Raw genomic sequence first — 16745 nt, forward strand, 5'->3', positions numbered from 1 at the left:
GCTTCACCCAGCTGTAGGCTCCTCCAAATAGACAGTCTCTGAAACTTCAACTAAGTTCAAATCAGGCAAAAAATTGCATGGCTGTAGGCTGGTGGAGCCGTGTTCCGTATTCAGTCGCACTGTTGGTAGCAAGGGGATCTACTGTTGAAGAGTGCCTTACGGATTCAGACGTTGAAATGGTTGAGGTGTTCTGCCTTTTGGCTGGCCTTAACTGACATCTCCCTGAGCTGGGGGTTTGGTGTAGAAAGTGAGGATCTGGGGCCTGAGACTGATATTCCTTCGGCGGATGTGTCCGTTGCAAATGATTTGAATATTCAGCTTGTCACATTTAAAAAAACCGAGGGTCGACCGGTATTGGATGGCAAGTTGCAAGAAGACTATTGGCGGCAGGCCCAGCACTTTTTAATCGACCTCGAAATGTATCCAACGCGATTTGCCAAGGCGAATATCAAAACGGATGCGTATATTGCCATCTCTTCAACCCATGTATTTATTGCATTTCGGGCCTTCGATCCTGATGTCACAAAAATACGGTCTGCTCCGCGAACCCGTGATGGTGTAAAAGAAGACGATTATGTGTCATTGGTGATAGATCCCACGGGATCCGCTACCAAGCAATATGAGTTCAGAATCAATCCTCATGGCACGCTGACCGATGTTCTTCAGGATACCGTGAGTGACCGTTACATTTATGATTGGGATACTGAATGGACTGGCGCGGCATATCTCAATAATGAGGGCTACTCAGCAGAAATAGCCATCCCTCTACAGTCCATTAAATTTCCTGCTCGCAAGGCCAATAGTGACAAGCGCTGGTTGATCATGCTCAAGCGTTCATACCCCCGCAGTGTCGACACTAGCTATGCAAAGCCCATCCAGGTGATTAAAGCACTGGCGATTGTCACTGAAGAGGGCGAATCCATGGCTGGCAATGGCGTCGTCGAGTCGACGACGAATACCGAAGAAACTTCGGGCTATATTCTGAGTGGGTTAATTGAAGAAGATGACGGCGTGGAGGACATTCTTCCGGCGAGTGCTGCCGCGCAGGAGGGGGATCAACACCATGGAAGAATCCAGAATTTCAAAATAACGCCGTACTACATCTTTCACCCGGATGAAGAGCGTTCGTTGAGCGGCAGTTTCAAACAGGTTGATGAATACGGCATTAATGAAGCTGGTTTCAATGGCTCGGCTCATATTGGTACGGATAAAACTCTGGCCATTACAGTAAACCCCAATTTCACCGAGGTGGAGGCGGACATTGCCAGGGAGAGCATTAATAATCCGTTTGAGGTGTTTCAGCCTGAAAAGAGAACCTTTTTTCAGACGGGTGGCGAACTCTATAACACCACCATGCCAGCTGTTTACACTCGCAATATTATTGCTCCCGAGGTTGGGATTTCCTATTCCCAGACCACCGAAGAGGTAACCGGTGGATTATTCTGGATTAATGACAGACAAACCCGGGTCATTGTGCCGGATAGTCTGGGATCTGACACGGCAACCCTGTTAAAGCACAGTCGGTCGGCAGCAGCCCGCTACCAGCAGGTTTTCGGCAAGCAGGCGGTTGGTCTGCTGGGCACCATGAGAACGGGCGAGGATGGCTACCATAATTATGTTGGAGGCGTAGACGGCCTGTTTAATCTGGGGCTGGACGATAAACTCAGATACCAATTACTGTTTTCCGACACTCGTTATTCAGCGGGGTTTGCCAGTGATCTGTGTAACGCAGAGGGATGTACTGAACGGCCTGCGCCAGAGGATTGTTTGCTGGGGGCTTGTGAGGTCAATGCCTATGTTTTGCGCACGCAGGCAGACAAAACCCTGACGGGTCATGCGTTGCGTTTAAATTACAAGCACGATGGCCCAAACAGTCTGTACTGGCTGAATTATTACGACATCAGTCCGGACTTTCGAGCGGACCTTGGGTTCACCAGCCGCACAGATGTGCGGTTGTTTAACGCTGCCTATGGCCACAAGTGGTACTTCGACTTGCCGAATAACGAGGGTAAAGCTCGGGTGCAAACCTATGGCGTATTCAGAAAAATCAAATCGTTTGACAACGAAGACATCGAAGAGTCCTTTACGCTGTTTTCAGAGCTTCGCGGCTGGCGGCAGACGGTTTTTCGCTTTGGTCCTGCGTTTCGGGAAAGAGCCGTTAATCGAATTAATCAGAACAGTCTGAAATTGGGTGATAACGCCCCGTTATTTGATGAGAAATATTGGATCTGGTATTACGAAGTCGCTCCTTCGGTCAAGTGGACTTTTAACTTTGATGGGCGCTACGGAGACGTTGCAGATCCGGAAAATCTGATTCTCGGGACCATGAAAGAATATAAACCCAGGCTTCGATTCCGCTTGGATCATTTTGAGTTTCGACTGGAGGCGGTGCTTAGGGATTTTCATATACCGGGGGGTGAGCTTTATCAAGAACGTTTCTATACGCTGGGAGCAACCTACCGCCGGAGCAAGCGCTTCAGTCATCGCCTGCTGTTCATTCATGATGAAACCAAACGCAATCTGGATCTGTGGCGAGGGCCGGCTCTGGCTACCGAGGTAGACGCTTCTCTTGAGTACTCGTTCGTTTTTACCCCGGACAATTACTGGAAAATACTGGCCGGGGTCAAATTGGGGGAAGAACACGATGACCCGCAGGGCGGGCGTGGGCTGACCAATCGAGAGGTCTTCTTAAAAATTGAGCGTAAGTTTAATTTTTTGTTGTAAGGGCAGCCGGTCAATTTTTTGTGTTCCCGCTAACTGGAACAACTGAGTTCCAGCCCTTTTGCTGATTCGGGAGGGGCTGCGGCATAGGCTTCGAATTCAGGTTGTTCGTCATAAGGTTTTTTCAATAAAGTGAGAAGGCGATCGACCTCGCTGAAATCGTTGTCCTGTTCGGCAGCTTCAATGGCTTTTTGTGCCAGATAATTGCGTAAAATGTATTTGGGATTGTTGGCACACATCAAAGACCGGCGATTCTCGTCCACAGAGCCCTCTCGCTCCAGTCGCTTCGAGTAGAGTAACAGCCACTGATCCAGTGAGTCGCGATCCACAAACTGGTCGCGCAAGGCACTGTTGTCACCCGTAAGGGAGAAGTGGCTGAGCGCGCGATAACTGCGGGTGTAATCGGCTCGCTCATCCTGCAAGAGCTGCAGCCAGCCTGTGGCGAGTACCACATCGTCCTCTTCCTCTGTGGTTAACCCAAGTTTTGCACGGGTCTTGGTCGCAAAACAGTCACGGATATGCGGTTCGTAAAGCGACAGAGCGTGCTTGATGTCATCGGTGTCTATCAACGTGGACAGGCCATGCGCAAGGGCATTGAGATTCCACAGTCCAATTCCAGGCTGCTGATCATAGGCGTAGCGTCCCTGATGGTCAGAGTGATTACAGACAAAATTGGGAATATAGTCGTCCAGAAAACCATAGGGACCATAATCAAAGGTTTCCCCGATGATCGACATGTTGTCGGTGTTCATCACGCCGTGGGTGAAGCCAATGGTTTGCCAGTGAGCAATCAGCTCGGCGGTTGCCAGTACCACACGCTGTAAAAACAGGGGATAGCGGGAGTCGTCATCCGGAAGATCCGGATGGTGTTTGTCGATGACATAGTCGGCCAGCTGTTTCACTTTTTCTGGCTGACGGGTGTAGTGGAAAAACTCAAAGCTGCCAAACCGAACATGGCTTTGGCTCATGCGTACCAATAAGGCTCCGGTCTCTTCGGTTTCCCTTTGCACCGGCTCTTTGCTGGCAAAAAGTGCCAGAGCCCGTGTGCTGGGTACGCCCAGATGGAACAGGGCTTCACTGCCGAGGTATTCGCGAATACTGGAGCGCAGAACCGCTCGGCCGTCGCCAAAGCGCGAGTACGGCGTGCGCCCGGCCCCTTTCAGATGAATGTCCCAAAAAGGGGCTGCTGATTCACTGTTTGCTGGTCGGGCTTCGGCGAGCAACAGCCCCCGGCCATCGCCCAGTTGTGGGTTGTAGACACCAAATTGGTGACCCGAATAGGCCATGGCCAGGGGGGCAAAGGCGGCAGGAACCTGATTGCCGCTGAATATCTGCAAAAATTCATCGGTTTCCAGATCCTGTTGTGACAAGCCAATGAGTTGTGCGGCCTCCGGATTCGCATGGGCCAGGCGGACGCCCCATAGTCCCTGAGGTTTCACCCAACTGAAAAAAACATCGTCAAGACTGGAAAAGCTGTTATGGAATGCGAGCTTGTTGAGAATCGAGGTCATATAAGGACTACTTACCATCAGGAACTGCAAAGGCAGAGAGAATATTTATCTGGTCATTGTACGCGTTTCACTGGCCCTGTTAACCGATTGATGGTTTGAAGTTAAGCGGCCCCTGATTCTTCGCAATTGCCTCAAAATGTTATGAGCTGTTGTCAGTCAAAGTGTAAAAAATTCTGACGAATATCAGTGAGCCTACTACACTTATTTTTTGAGTTATAACCTAATTTTTAATCTGCTTTGCCTTATTGTTTAAAGAGTTATAACCAATAGTGGGGTGGAATAGTCAATGTTGTCTGTTCCATTATCAAAAATGAGGGGTGAATGTGGAACTGGCAGTAGAGAACAGCGATTTGATCTGGGAGCTGGATTCGTTCAGCCAGCGTCAGAGAGCGATAGATTTTGTGATGGGTTTTGAAAACAAATTATGCGTATTTTCTGAATCTGTCTCCCAGCTGTATACCAACTACAATATTTTCTTCCCCAAGGAGGAGGGACACCATCTGGTGATCTTGCCCAATCCTTATGCCAGTCATGATGTGTTTCATGGCATTCCGGAAAATGCGGTGGCACCTACAGGATTGAATATCATCGCCGGGGATATGATCGGTAAAGAAGGACTTTATTTACTGATTCCTTTCAAGGGCGAGAAAACCCGTTATCGGGCTGTGCCCTTGCATGTGGGTTTACGGGTGATTAATCAGCGACGTCCCGGTAATAAACCATTGCTCCCCGTACTGAAAAAAGGGGATCTGCGCGAGCTTGAGGCAAAAACACCCTGCCTTCATTTGCACTGTATTCATCTGGATAAGTTACAGAATCGTCTCTCAATGCTTGAGGTGCAGGGCATTCAGCGGGTGATTGTGCAGCGGATGGATGCGATCACTTAATGGCAGTGTCTTTCTTAAACCAGTCGATTTTCGTTTTGCCATATCCATAAAAAACGGCCGCTATTGCGGCCGTTTTAGTATGCAGTCCGCTGTCGGACTCAGGCGAGCCTGGCCCTGACGGATGCCAGTTTTACACACACCTCAAACACCTTCATGGCCTGATCCACTTCTTCGACGCTTGGAACTGTCGGAGCAAGGCGGATGTTACGGTCTTCAGGGTCGTTGCCATACGGGAAGGTGGCACCGGCCGGAGTCAGCTTAACGCCAGCTTCAGCCGCCAGTTTAACCACTGCTTTAGCGCAGCCAGGCTGGGTGTCGAAAGAAATGAAGTACCCGCCAACAGGCGTTTCCCAGGCACCTAGGTCAGTACCAGAAAAAGCGTTTTCAAGGTTTTCCAGAACGCAGTTAAATCGAGGCTGAATGATGTCTGCGTGCTTCTTCATGTGCGCGGCCAATGCAGCGTCATCCGGAAGAAACAGGGCGTGGCGCAGCTGATTCACCTTGTCGGGGCCAATCGTGCAGGTGCCCAGAGCACTTTTGAAACCTGCCAGGTTGGCTGCAGAGCCACCCATAAAGGCAACGCCGGCACCGGCATGGGTAATCTTCGAGGTTGAAGCAAACTGCAGCACGCTGTCTTCGGTGCCTTGCTGACGACAAACATCGGCGATGTTGGTCAGAGCAGGAGGATTTTCGACCAGGTCATGCACTGCGTAGGCGTTATCCCAGAATACACGGAACGCCGGGTTGGCAATCTTGCCCAGCTGAGCGATTCGGGACACAGTTTCGTCACTGTAGACAACCCCGGTAGGGTTGGAGTACTTGGGTACACACCACATGCCGACAATGTCCGAGTCTGCTTTGATCAAAGCTTCGACCTTGTCCATATCCGGTCCGGTAGACAGCATGGGAACGGTAATCATCTTGATGCCCAACTGCTCACAGACAGTGTAGTGGCGGTCATAACCGGGAACCGGGCAGATAAACTTGGGCTCACTCAGGTTTTTCCAGGCGCTGTCTGCGCCATTGAGGCCAAATTCATAGGCAAAAGAGGCGGCTTGAAACATCAGGGTCAGGCTGCTGTTGCCACCGGCCAAGACTTCATTGGGGGCAACCTGGAGAATTCGTGCGCCCAGCTGTTTGGCGTCTTCAATACCGTCCAGACCACCGTAGTTGCGGACATCGGTGCCGTCGGCTGCGGTGTAGTTGCCGTTCAGGATGCCGTCCAGCTTATCAGACAGGCTGAGCTGTTCAGCGGAAGGCTTGCCGCGGGTGAGGTCCAGATTGAGAGAGAGATTCTGCAGATCCTGATAACTTGTGGTCAGTTCTGCTTCCCATTGACGAAGTTGTTCCGGAGTGGCTTGATCCAATTGCAAGGTTTTATTCCTCAAGATGTGCCAATCCCAGAAGGGGCATTGGCGGACAGAAAACGGCGCAAATTATACAGCTACTATGGCTTATAGAAAAATCTTTTCGCCTGATTGATAGCGGCAAACACGGACAGTAGTGGGCTTTTAACCGGAAATGTGTGAATCTTCGAGGCGGTTTGCGGGACTTGAGGGAAATCGCACGGAAGAGGGTAATGCGCTCTGGGATGGTCCCGGCAGGGCCGGAAGGCCTGTTGCAGAGAGGAGCAGCCAGTCGATCAGTTGACGGCGTAAAACAGGTTTTCCTGTTCCTGAGCGGTTGGAGCAGACAGGGTTTCTTCAACGATCTGTTTGGTCATAATGCCACATTTGCCGCACTGGCTCATAACACCGAGCTGCTTGCGAACTTCACGCAAACTGGAAGCGCCACCAAAGACTGCATCTTTGATTTGATTATCGGTAATACCCTTGCAGAGACAAACGTACATGGCGTTAAACTCACTGTTAAGCACCGTTGGTGCTGGCTATCAGGTCAATAGTGTTCAGTAATGTCTCAATATTAGTGCTAACGAGAATTGTTGTCAACAACAATTGAGACCGCTTCCCATTAAGTTTTGCATTGGGTGAGTTGCACTCTGTCTGGTGCGCATTTGAACAATCCTGTGTGGTGTATCGAAGAGGGCTGGCTGTAATCAGAGCGATATAAAAAATTAATGGGACAGGGAGTTTGTGCTGTGTATTATAGTTACCAGCTATTGAGAGATATGCTCTTCATAGGTTGTGATTTAGTACTTTTTATTCCTTTTAGTGTTGAATTTCACTTGATCGGCACCATTTACTCTCTGGCCGAATTTATCAGTAGCAGTTTTTCTGACTGCTGCTAAGGTTACTTACCGTATCTGTAATGCTCTTATAATGAAGGGAGATTTATCATGGGCGTATTAGTTAGCAAGCCAGCACCAGACTTTACCGCAGCAGCTGTACTGGGCAGTGGCGAAATCGTTGACGCATTTACTCTGTCTGAAGCCATCAAAGGTAAAAAAGCGGTTCTGTTTTTCTACCCACTGGACTTCACTTTTGTATGTCCTTCAGAGCTGTTGGCATTTGACCACCGCATTGAAGAGTTCCAGAAGCGCGGTGTTGAAGTAATCGGTGTTTCTATCGATTCCCAGTTCAGCCACAACGCATGGCGTAACACTCCAGTTAACGAAGGTGGTATCGGTCCTGTTCGTTACACTTTGGTTGCTGATACCAAGCACGAAATCTGCCAGGCATACGACGTTGAGTTCGCTGATGCTGGTGTTGCTTTCCGCGGTTCTTTCCTGATCGACGAAGACGGTGTTGTTCGTCACCAGGTTGTTAACGATCTGCCTCTGGGCCGTAACGTTGACGAAATGCTGCGTATGGTTGACGCTCTGGCTTTCCACCAGGAGCACGGCGAAGTATGTCCTGCCGGTTGGAAAGAAGGTGACAAAGGTATGGACGCATCTCCAGACGGCGTTGCTGCTTACCTGAGCGAGAACGCTGACAAGCTGTAAGAGCTTTCAGTTAAGGCTCGTAATTCCGATCGTTTAGGCGGTCGGAGTTAAAAAAACCACCGCAAGGTGGTTTTTTTATGTCTGCTTGTTGGGCGGGCCGGGTAGTCGGGGCGCTGAAGAGTCAGGGGCGAACAGATTCTGGCAGCAGGTTCAGGAAGCCCGGGGGAATAGGGGCAACCTTGTTCGCCTGGTTCATAAAGACAAAGCCTGTCTTGGCCAGTGTGACGAGTGTGTCATCGTCTTTGGTAACCCGAAATATGATGTCGGCACCGTATTTGTTGAAATCCATAAACCCCAGTTCGAAGTTCAGGTGTTCTTCCGCAAAGCTTTCGGCGCGGTAAGAGGTCACAAGGTCTGTGACTACGATCCGGTGATTGTCGATGTTTTCAAGATTGACGTTCAGGTGCTGAAAGAAGCTGTAACGAGCCGATGAGATGAGTGAGATCATCTGGTCGTTACCCACATGACCACCGGTATTCAGGTCGGTGTAACGTACCTGCATGCGGGTCTTGTAGATAAAGTTGTCTGGGAGCTCCAGGGTGACGCGTGCCATACAATACCTCTTGGGGTCGTCGGTCGGATTGGCCAGTGCTAGCTGGCCGGGGCGTCGATCAGGGGCCAGCCGCCCAGTTGTTTCCAGCGATTGACGATCAGGCAGAACAGGTCGGCCGTTTTCTCGGCGTCGTAGGCTGCGGTGTGTGCTTCGCTGTTTGAGAATTCGATACCGGCGATCTGGCAGGTCTTGGCCAGCACAGTCTGGCCGAAAGCGAGACCGCTCAGGGTGGCGGTATCAAAGCAGCTGAACGGATGAAACGGATTTCGCTTGATTTCGCAGCGATTGGCTGCAGCATTGACGAATCCCAGGTCAAAGTGAGCGTTGTGGGCAACCATGACCGCACGGGTGCAACCGTGTTCCTTAACGGCTTTGCGAATGTGTTGAAACAGCTCTGGCAGGGCCATCATCTCCGGCATGGCGGGGCGCTCTGGACACTCCAGGTCAATACCGGTGAAGTCCAGGGCCGACTGCTCAATATTGGCACCTTCAAATGGGTCGATGTGAAAATCGAAAGTTTCATGGCGATGCAGCTGGCCGTCATCATCCATTCTGAGGGTGACCGCGGCGATTTCCAAAAGAGCATCGGTGTCACTGTTGAAGCCGCCGGTTTCAACATCAACAATGACGGGCAAAAAGCCGCGAAAGCGCTGAGCCAGTGGGGACTTGGTGGTGTCGGCATCGGTCTCGACAACGGGTTCCAGAATGGTCACAGAGTGGGTCCTTAAGCAGTGCGCTTCCAGTGGATAGTTTCGCCGGCAAGCAGCGGTGCGAGTACGTCATCACCCAGAGGAAGGGTGTCAGGCACCTGCCAGTCGGTTTTTGACAGGGTAATCGTGTCGGTGTTGCGAGGCAAACCGTAAAAGTCCGGCCCAAAACAGCTGGCAAAGTTTTCCAGCTTGTCCAATGCGTTGGCGTTGTCGAATGCCTGAGCGTAGAGCTCAATGCCGTGGTATGCGGTATAGGCACCAGCGCAGCCGCAGGCCGCTTCTTTCTTGTCTTTGGTGTGTGGTGCTGAGTCAGTGCCCAGGAAGAACTTGGGGCTGCCGCTGGTGGCGGCCTGAATCAGAGCTTCCTGATGGATATTGCGCTTCAGGATAGGCAGACAGTAGTAATGTGGACGAATACCACCTGCCAGCATGTGGTTGCGGTTGAACAGCAAGTGGTGTGCGGTGATGGTGGCCGCCACGTGGTCACTGGCCGAGGCTACAAAGTCGGCAGCATCTTTGGTAGTAATGTGTTCGAGCACCATTTTCAGTTCCGGAAACTGGCTTTCCAGATTGACCAGAGTGCGGTCAATAAAGGCTTTCTCCCGGTCGAAAATATCAATGTCACTGTCTGTCACTTCACCGTGCATAAGAAAACGTATGTCGTGTTCCTGCATGGCTTCCAGAGCCGGATAGACTTTTTTCAGGTCGGTTACGCCAGAAGCGGAGTTGGTGGTTGCGCCGGCTGGGTAGAGTTTGCAGGCAACAACACCGGCTTTCTTGGCTTCTGCGATTTGCTCAGGCGTGGTGTTGTCTGTCAGATAAATCACCATCAGAGGGGTAAAGCTGGCGGCTTCGGGACAGTGGGCCTGAATGCGGGCCTTGTAGTCGAGAGCTTGCTCGGCAGTCATCACCGGTGGGACCAGGTTTGGCATGATAATGGCGCGGCCAAAGGTCTTTGCGGCATCCGGGACAGTGCTTTTCAGGGCCTCGCCATCGCGCAGGTGAATATGCCAGTCATCGGGACGCAGAAGGGTGATGGTGGATGGGCTCTGGGTCATGAAAGGCTCCTGACAGGCGAAATGGGCTGAATCTGATGCGAAAAGGTCTGAAAATCGTACAAATCGCAAAAAACAGCGGTTATATCAATGGTTGCGGGCGGAACAGTTGCTGTCTTGATCAGGAACTGCTCAAAGTTGGTCGCGCATCCTACCGAAAAACGGCGTTAAAGCACAGGCTTGGGAGGCCGATAGCCTAGGATAACATGGGTAAATTGAATTCGGATGGCCGGGCATGAGTGGGTGTGGAGGTTTTCGCAGGGGGATGCAGTGGATGGCGCTATTGATGCTGGCATTGCAGCCGCTGGTGGTCGCAGCATCAGGTGCTTTCAAAGCGGGCCTGGATGATGCCAGTTGGTTAGTGGACAGCTCGATTTACGATTGCCGCATGAGTCACGAGGTTCCTTATTATGGCTATGCCGTGTTTGAGCAGGAGGCGGGAGAGGCGGCGCAGTTCCATCTGGTTCCTGGCACACCCAGACTAAAGCCGGGAAAGGCTGCCCTGATGTCGGCACCGCCGGTCTGGAAGCCCAATGGCCAAACCAAGGAAATGGGGTGGGTGACCATTTCTCAGGGGGAGCGGCCAGTAACCGTAAAGGGGGCTGTGTTTCAGCGCTTGCTTTCGGAGCTGTTGGCGGGGCAAGAGCTGTCCTTCACCCGTATGCCCTGGTACGGGGCGGAGCAGTCGGCTCAGGTGGTATTGAGTCCGGTGAATTTTCGGCAGGCTTACCACAAGTATCAGGAGTGCCTGGCTGACTTGCTGCCAGTGAATTTTGAGCAGATTCGCCGCACAGCCATCTACTTTCCCAGTGGCAGCGACGAATTGAAGCCAGGTGAGATCACCAAACTTGATAATATTGCGCTTTACGTCAATGCCGATGATCGTGTGGGTTCCTTCTATGTGGACGGGCACACCGACAGCGCCGGTCATCGCAGTGATAATCTCGAATTATCTCGGCGGCGAGCGGAAGTTGTCGTCGCGTTGCTGGTGGAAAGGGGCGTGTCTGCCGAAAAAATCACCACTCGCTGGCATGGAGAGCGCTATCCGGTGGCAACTAATCGCAATGTTCAGGGGCGCGATCAAAATCGTCGGGTGACCATCCGCATAGAAAAGGTCGGCTATGTTGAAACTTTGCCGCCCCAGATTGAGAAAAATGATGTCGAATCCCTCGACACTGAAACGCTTTCATCCGCTCCGGTTATGAATGGCAAGCCTTCTGGCGAAGAGCCAGGCCAGCATTCTCAAAAAGAGGGCACGGCCAGCGAGCCATCTCTGGCATCTGTGTCATCTTTCTGAGAAAGCCTGCAGGCAGGCTGAATCTGTCCGGTCGTTCTCTCTTCAAACTGTTCATCATTTGCGCAAAAAGCAAATGGCAAACTACAATTTCACTCAATAGTCCCCTTGATTAGCATGAATACCCCTGCATTTAGCTGGGCTTTGTGGGTGATTAGAGCTACAATTCGCGCCCAAAATTTCCTGTATTACTGACAGATCCTTACAGGAAACACAAATTACACCGTGATTGCGTGGGAGATGTATATGTCGTCCGTGAATAAAGTCGTATTGGCCTACTCTGGAGGTCTGGATACCTCTGTGATTGTCAAATGGCTGCAGGAAACCTACAACTGCGAAGTTGTGACCTTTACCGCAGACATCGGGCAAGGCGAAGAAGTTGAGCCTGCACGCGCCAAAGCTCAGGCTATGGGTGTGAAAGAAATCTACATCGATGATTTACGTGAAGAGTTTGCCCGCGACTTTGTTTTCCCAATGTTTCGTGCCAACGCTATCTATGAAGGCGAGTACCTGCTGGGTACCTCCATTGCGCGTCCTCTGATTGCCAAGCGATTGATTGAAATTGCCAAAGAGACCGGTGCTGATGCCATTTCCCACGGTGCGACCGGCAAGGGTAACGATCAGGTGCGTTTCGAACTCGGCGCCTACGCGCTGATGCCCGGTATTCAGGTGATTGCGCCCTGGCGTGAGTGGGATCTGACTTCCCGCGAAACCCTGATGAAATACTGTGAAGACCGTAAAATTCCTGTGGATTTTGCCAGCAGCAAGAAAAAGTCTCCATACTCCATGGATGCCAACCTGCTTCATATCTCTTATGAAGGCGGCAATCTGGAAGATCCCTGGTGGGAAGCGGAAGATCCGGAAATGTGGCGCTGGACCGTGGCACCGGAACAGGCTCCTGATGAGCCAACTTACCTGGTGCTGACCTACGAGAAGGGCGATATCGTTGCTATCGACGGTGAAGCCATGAGTCCTGCAACCGTTATGGAGTACCTTAACAAGGTTGCCGGTGAAAACGGTGTGGGTCGTCTGGACATTGTTGAGAACCGTTATGTGGGTATGAAGTCCCGTGGTTGCTACGAAACTCCCGCCGGCACCGTGATGATGAAGGCTCACCGTGCAATTGAATCCCTGACCCTGGACCGTGAAGCTGCGCATCTGAAAGATGAACTGATGCCTAAATACGCGAAGATGGTTTACAACGGCTACTGGTGGAGCCCTGAGCGCAAAATGCTGCAGGCTGCTATCGATGAGTCTCAGAAGTGTGTTAACGGCGATGTGCGCGTGAAATTGTATAAAGGTTCCGTGACCGCTGTTGGCCGTCGCTCCGAAGACAGCTTGTTCGATGAAAAAGTTGCGACTTTCGAAGACGATGCCGGAGCTTATGACCAGAAAGACGCAGCGGGCTTTATCAAGCTCAATGCACTGCGCTTGCGCATTGCTGCTGGCAAAGGTCGGGATCTGAAATAACCGTTTAACAGAAAGGCCCCTGAATCCTGAATAGTGTCGCAAATACCTGGTAGAGGTCGGGATGAGCGCAAAAATTGCTCAATGACCTACACTTTGAAGATATTTGTCGACGCTGAAGACCGCTAATCGATGCGGATTTGATTGACATCAAATTCGTTTCGCAAGAGGACAGGCAGGATGCTTGGCTTGCCAAAGCGATGTCGGGGCCTGGCGAGAATTTAACCTCCTTACTAAATCAAAACCAATTAGGATTGTCACTATGAGTAGTAACCTGGCAGCGGCTGGAGAGCAGCCTGCATATGACTACAATATAGTACGCCAATTTGCCATTATGACCGTCGTTTGGGGCGTGGTTGGGATGGCTATCGGTGTGCTCATCGCTTCCCAGCTTGTCTGGCCGGAGTTGAACAACATTTTGCAGCCATATACGCACTTTGGGCGTTTGCGTCCGCTGCACACCAATGCGGTGATTTTCGCGTTTGGTGGCTGTGCCTTGTTTGCTACCTCATACTACGTGGTTCAGAGAACCTGTCGTGCGCCATTGTTTGGCGGTTTTTTGGTGCCATTCACCTTCTGGGGCTGGCAGCTGGTGATCGTACTGGCCGTGATTACTCTGCCTCTGGGCATGACTTCCGCCAAAGAGTACGCTGAGCTGGAGTGGCCGATTGATATTTTGATTACTCTGGTTTGGGTGTCTTACGCGATCGTGTTCTTCGGTACGATTGTTAAGCGTACAACTTCCCACATCTATGTGGCGAACTGGTTCTACGGCGCTTTCATTGTGACCATTGCTCTGCTTCACGTAGTGAACAGCATGTCAGTACCAGTGACTCTGACCAAGTCTTACTCCATGTACTCCGGTGCCATGGATGCGATGATTCAGTGGTGGTATGGTCACAATGCGGTAGGTTTCTACCTGACCGCTGGCTTCCTGGGTATGATGTACTACTTCGTGCCTAAGCAGGCCGGCCGTCCTGTTTACTCCTACCAGTTGTCCATTGTTCACTTCTGGGCGCTGATCAGCTTGTACATCTGGGCCGGTTCTCACCACCTGCATTACTCTGCTCTGCCAGACTGGACCCAGAGTCTGGGTATGGTGATGTCCCTGATCCTGCTGGCACCAAGCTGGGGTGGTATGATCAACGGTATCATGACGCTCTCCGGCGCTTGGCATAAGCTGCGCACCGACCCTACCTTGCGCTTCCTGGTGGTTTCCCTGTCTTTCTACGGTATGTCGACCTTTGAAGGTCCGATGATGGCGATTAAGACCGTTAACGCTTTGTCTCACAACACCGACTGGACCGTTGGTCACGTACACTCCGGTGCTTTGGGTTGGGTTGCGATGATTTCCATCGGTGCAATTTATCACCTGCTGCCAATTTTGAGTGGCCGCAAAACCATGTGGAGCGTGAAGCTGATTAACGCTCACTTCTGGTTGGCGACCATCGGCACTGTTCTGTACATCGCGGCGATGTGGGTGAACGGTATTATGCAAGGTTTGATGTGGCGTGCGTTTAACTCCGACGGCACTCTGACTTACAGCTTTGCCGAATCGGTTGCAGCCAGCCACCACGGTTATCTCGTGCGTGCTATCGGTGGTGCCTTCTTCCTGACAGGTATGCTGCTGATGGCTTACAACACTTACAGAACCATGGCATCGTCAGAAGACGAAGCCACTGACGCGCAGCCGCAAACGGCCTAAGGAGAAGCGACTGTGAAAAATCATGACATAGTAGAAAAGAATATTGGCCTGATGGTTGTGCTGGTCGTGGTCGCGATCAGCTTTGGTGGCCTGGTTGAGATTGTGCCTCAGTTCTTCCTGAAGGAGACCACTGAGCCTGTTGAAGGTTTGAAGCCCTGGAATGCTGTTGAGCTGGAAGGTCGCGACATCTACATCCGCGAGGGTTGTCACGTGTGTCACACCCAGATGATTCGTCCTCTGCGTGCTGAGGTTGAGCGTTACGGCCACTATTCAGTAGCGGGCGAGTCCGTCTACGATCACCCGTTCCTGTGGGGTTCCAAGCGTACCGGTCCTGATCTTGCCCGTGTCGGTGGTCGTTACTCCGATGAGTGGCACAAGGCTCACTTGTACAACCCGCGTAACGTTGTTCCAGAATCAAACATGCCTGAGTTCCCGTGGTTGTTTGATAACGTGCTGGACGGTAAAGACACTGGTAAGAAAATGGCTGCCCTGCGTTCAGTCGGTGTTCCTTATACTGATGAGGATATCGCCGGTGCTGAAGAAGCTGTGAAAGGTGTCACCGAGATGGACGCCCTGGTCGCTTACCTGCAGCAGCTGGGTACATTGCTCCAGCAAAAACGTTAAGAGTTTGAGGCTCCATCATGGATATTAATGATTTCCGCAGCTTGTCGACCGTTCTGGTATTTATTGCCTTTATCGGAGTCTGCTGGTGGGCGTTTTCCCCCAGCCGCAAAAAGCAGTTCGATGACGCTGCGAATCTGCCGTTCAGTGATGATGAGATCAACAACCTCGGAAGCTCCAAAGACGCTTCCGGGGATGACAAGAAAAAACAGGATTGATTATGAGTACTTTCTGGAGTTTGTGGATCATCGTACTGACCACTGTTAACTTGGTGCTGCTGTTCTGGGTGTTGATGGCGAACCGCAAGGTTGCTGTCAGTGATGACGCAGAACCCGAGAACGCAACCACTGGCCACGTTTACGATGGTATTGAGGAATACGATAACCCTCTGCCAAAATGGTGGTTCTACCTGTTCATCGGTACTTTTATTTTTACCATTGTTTACCTGATCGCATACCCGGGTATGGGTAACTGGAAGGGTGTTTTGGGTTGGACTTCGGTCAATCAGCTGGAGCGTGAGCAGGAAAAGGCTCAGGCTGCTTACGGAGAAAGCTTTTCACAGTACACAACCATGCCAATCGAAGAGGTTGCTCAAGATCCTCGCGCTTTGAAAATGGGTGTGCGCTTGTTTGCTAACAACTGTGCCGTTTGTCACGGTGCTGATGGTGGCGGTAACTACGGCTTCCCGAATCTGACTGACAAGGATTGGCTGTATGGTGGTGATCCTGCGACCATTCAGAAGTCCATCACTGACGGGCGTAACGGTAATATGCCCCCATGGGGACCAGTTATCGGTGAGGCCAATGTGAAAGCGGCGGCAGAATATGTTCTGCAGCTGTCTGGTCAGGAGCACGATGCGGCTCTGGCAGCAACCGGTCAAAAAGTATTTGCACAAAACTGTGTCGCTTGTCATGGAGCTGACGGCAAGGGTAGCCACGATTTGGGCGCGCCTAACCTGACCGACAACATTTGGTTGTATGAAGGGACGCCGCAGGGTATCCGTCACTCTATCCGTAATGGTCGCTCCAATGTCATGCCGGCGCAGAAAGACAAGCTGCGTGAAGACAAAATTCACTTGTTGGCCGCATACGTCTACAGCCTGTCTCAAGACGTGGAGTAATCCGCTGTTGCACTGACGACCTAAAAGCCCCGTTATCGGGGCTTTTTTGTTTGTGTGTCAGCTGTTTCAAGCTGGGCTTTTGAGCAGTCTTGATGATGCTTTGGCTGAATGAAACGCTTTGCGGGGTTCTCTAGTTGATAAACGTTTTTACTGTTAAGTCAAAATGTATTTTCGCATTTTGATGGATTGTTAATCTGCA

General features: G+C 51.4%; 15 protein-coding genes. 9 read left to right on the top strand and 6 right to left on the bottom strand.

What is annotated here, in order from left to right:
- Positions 1 to 171: 171 nt before the first annotated feature.
- Positions 172 to 2724 carry a DOMON domain-containing protein gene (locus KOI40_RS09805; protein ID WP_216097338.1) on the top strand — a complete coding sequence of 851 codons (2553 nt, stop codon included), beginning with the start codon at positions 172 to 174 and terminating at the stop codon, positions 2722 to 2724.
- 29 nt (positions 2725 to 2753) lie between these two features.
- Here KOI40_RS09805 and KOI40_RS09810 read toward each other — a convergent pair whose 3' ends face one another.
- The gene (locus tag KOI40_RS09810) at positions 2754 to 4232 is read right to left on the bottom strand and encodes a protein adenylyltransferase SelO (protein WP_216097339.1); all 1479 of its coding nucleotides are present in this window, start codon (positions 4230 to 4232) and stop codon (positions 2754 to 2756) included.
- 323 nt (positions 4233 to 4555) lie between these two features.
- On the opposite strand from KOI40_RS09810, the gene KOI40_RS09815 reads away from it, so the two are divergent.
- On the top strand, positions 4556 to 5119 hold the full coding sequence (locus KOI40_RS09815; protein WP_216097340.1) for a hypothetical protein: 564 nt from the start codon (positions 4556 to 4558) through the stop codon (positions 5117 to 5119).
- Between the two features lie 98 nt (positions 5120 to 5217).
- Here KOI40_RS09815 and KOI40_RS09820 read toward each other — a convergent pair whose 3' ends face one another.
- The gene (locus KOI40_RS09820; RefSeq protein WP_216097341.1) at positions 5218 to 6492 is read right to left on the bottom strand and encodes an aspartate aminotransferase type Ic; all 1275 of its coding nucleotides are present in this window, start codon (positions 6490 to 6492) and stop codon (positions 5218 to 5220) included.
- Between the two features lie 269 nt (positions 6493 to 6761).
- Positions 6762 to 6971, bottom strand: coding sequence for a bacterioferritin-associated ferredoxin (locus tag KOI40_RS09825; protein WP_216097558.1), 210 nt, complete (start codon positions 6969 to 6971; stop codon positions 6762 to 6764).
- Positions 6972 to 7415: 444 nt separating this feature from the next.
- Here KOI40_RS09825 and KOI40_RS09830 point away from each other — a divergent pair, with 444 nt between their 5' ends.
- Positions 7416 to 8021 (top strand): peroxiredoxin, encoded by a 606-nt coding sequence (locus KOI40_RS09830; RefSeq protein WP_216097342.1) that lies wholly within the window; start codon positions 7416 to 7418, stop codon positions 8019 to 8021.
- A 121-nt stretch (positions 8022 to 8142) separates the two neighbouring features.
- On the opposite strand, the gene KOI40_RS09835 is transcribed toward KOI40_RS09830, so the two are convergent.
- Genes KOI40_RS09835 through pyrC form a run of 3 tightly spaced genes read right to left on the bottom strand, consistent with a single transcriptional unit; the run spans position 8143 to position 10342 of the window.
- Positions 8143 to 8574 carry a thioesterase family protein gene (locus KOI40_RS09835; RefSeq protein WP_216097343.1) on the bottom strand — a complete coding sequence of 144 codons (432 nt, stop codon included), beginning with the start codon at positions 8572 to 8574 and terminating at the stop codon, positions 8143 to 8145.
- A gap of 38 nt (positions 8575 to 8612) precedes the next feature.
- Positions 8613 to 9278: a ribonuclease T gene (gene rnt / locus KOI40_RS09840; RefSeq protein WP_233710189.1), complete on the bottom strand. Its 666-nt coding sequence runs from the start codon at positions 9276 to 9278 to the stop codon at positions 8613 to 8615.
- A gap of 20 nt (positions 9279 to 9298) precedes the next feature.
- On the bottom strand, positions 9299 to 10342 hold the full coding sequence (pyrC, locus tag KOI40_RS09845; RefSeq protein ID WP_216097344.1) for a dihydroorotase: 1044 nt from the start codon (positions 10340 to 10342) through the stop codon (positions 9299 to 9301).
- Positions 10343 to 10574: 232 nt separating this feature from the next.
- Here pyrC and KOI40_RS09850 point away from each other — a divergent pair, with 232 nt between their 5' ends.
- The 6 genes from KOI40_RS09850 to ccoP all read left to right on the top strand — a co-directional run bounded on the left by KOI40_RS09850 (position 10575) and on the right by ccoP (position 16546).
- Entirely contained in the window at positions 10575 to 11636 is a 1062-nt protein-coding gene (locus KOI40_RS09850; RefSeq protein ID WP_216097345.1) for a flagellar protein MotY, read from the top strand.
- A gap of 243 nt (positions 11637 to 11879) precedes the next feature.
- The gene (locus tag KOI40_RS09855) at positions 11880 to 13103 is read left to right on the top strand and encodes an argininosuccinate synthase (RefSeq protein WP_216097346.1); all 1224 of its coding nucleotides are present in this window, start codon (positions 11880 to 11882) and stop codon (positions 13101 to 13103) included.
- A gap of 259 nt (positions 13104 to 13362) precedes the next feature.
- Complete coding sequence (gene ccoN, locus KOI40_RS09860) at positions 13363 to 14805, top strand: cytochrome-c oxidase, cbb3-type subunit I (RefSeq protein ID WP_216097347.1); 1443 nt, start codon at positions 13363 to 13365, stop codon at positions 14803 to 14805.
- A gap of 12 nt (positions 14806 to 14817) precedes the next feature.
- Complete coding sequence (ccoO, locus tag KOI40_RS09865) at positions 14818 to 15429, top strand: cytochrome-c oxidase, cbb3-type subunit II (RefSeq protein WP_216097348.1); 612 nt, start codon at positions 14818 to 14820, stop codon at positions 15427 to 15429.
- Between the two features lie 17 nt (positions 15430 to 15446).
- Positions 15447 to 15644: a cbb3-type cytochrome oxidase subunit 3 gene (locus tag KOI40_RS09870; RefSeq protein ID WP_216097349.1), complete on the top strand. Its 198-nt coding sequence runs from the start codon at positions 15447 to 15449 to the stop codon at positions 15642 to 15644.
- Positions 15645 to 15646: 2 nt separating this feature from the next.
- Positions 15647 to 16546, top strand: a complete 900-nt coding sequence (gene ccoP, locus KOI40_RS09875) for a cytochrome-c oxidase, cbb3-type subunit III (protein ID WP_216097350.1) — start codon at positions 15647 to 15649, stop codon at positions 16544 to 16546.
- The last annotated feature ends 199 nt before the right edge of the window (positions 16547 to 16745 follow it).

Source organism: Pseudomaricurvus albidus (genome assembly GCF_018863235.1).
Classification (GTDB): Bacteria; Pseudomonadota; Gammaproteobacteria; order Pseudomonadales; family Cellvibrionaceae; genus Pseudomaricurvus; species Pseudomaricurvus albidus.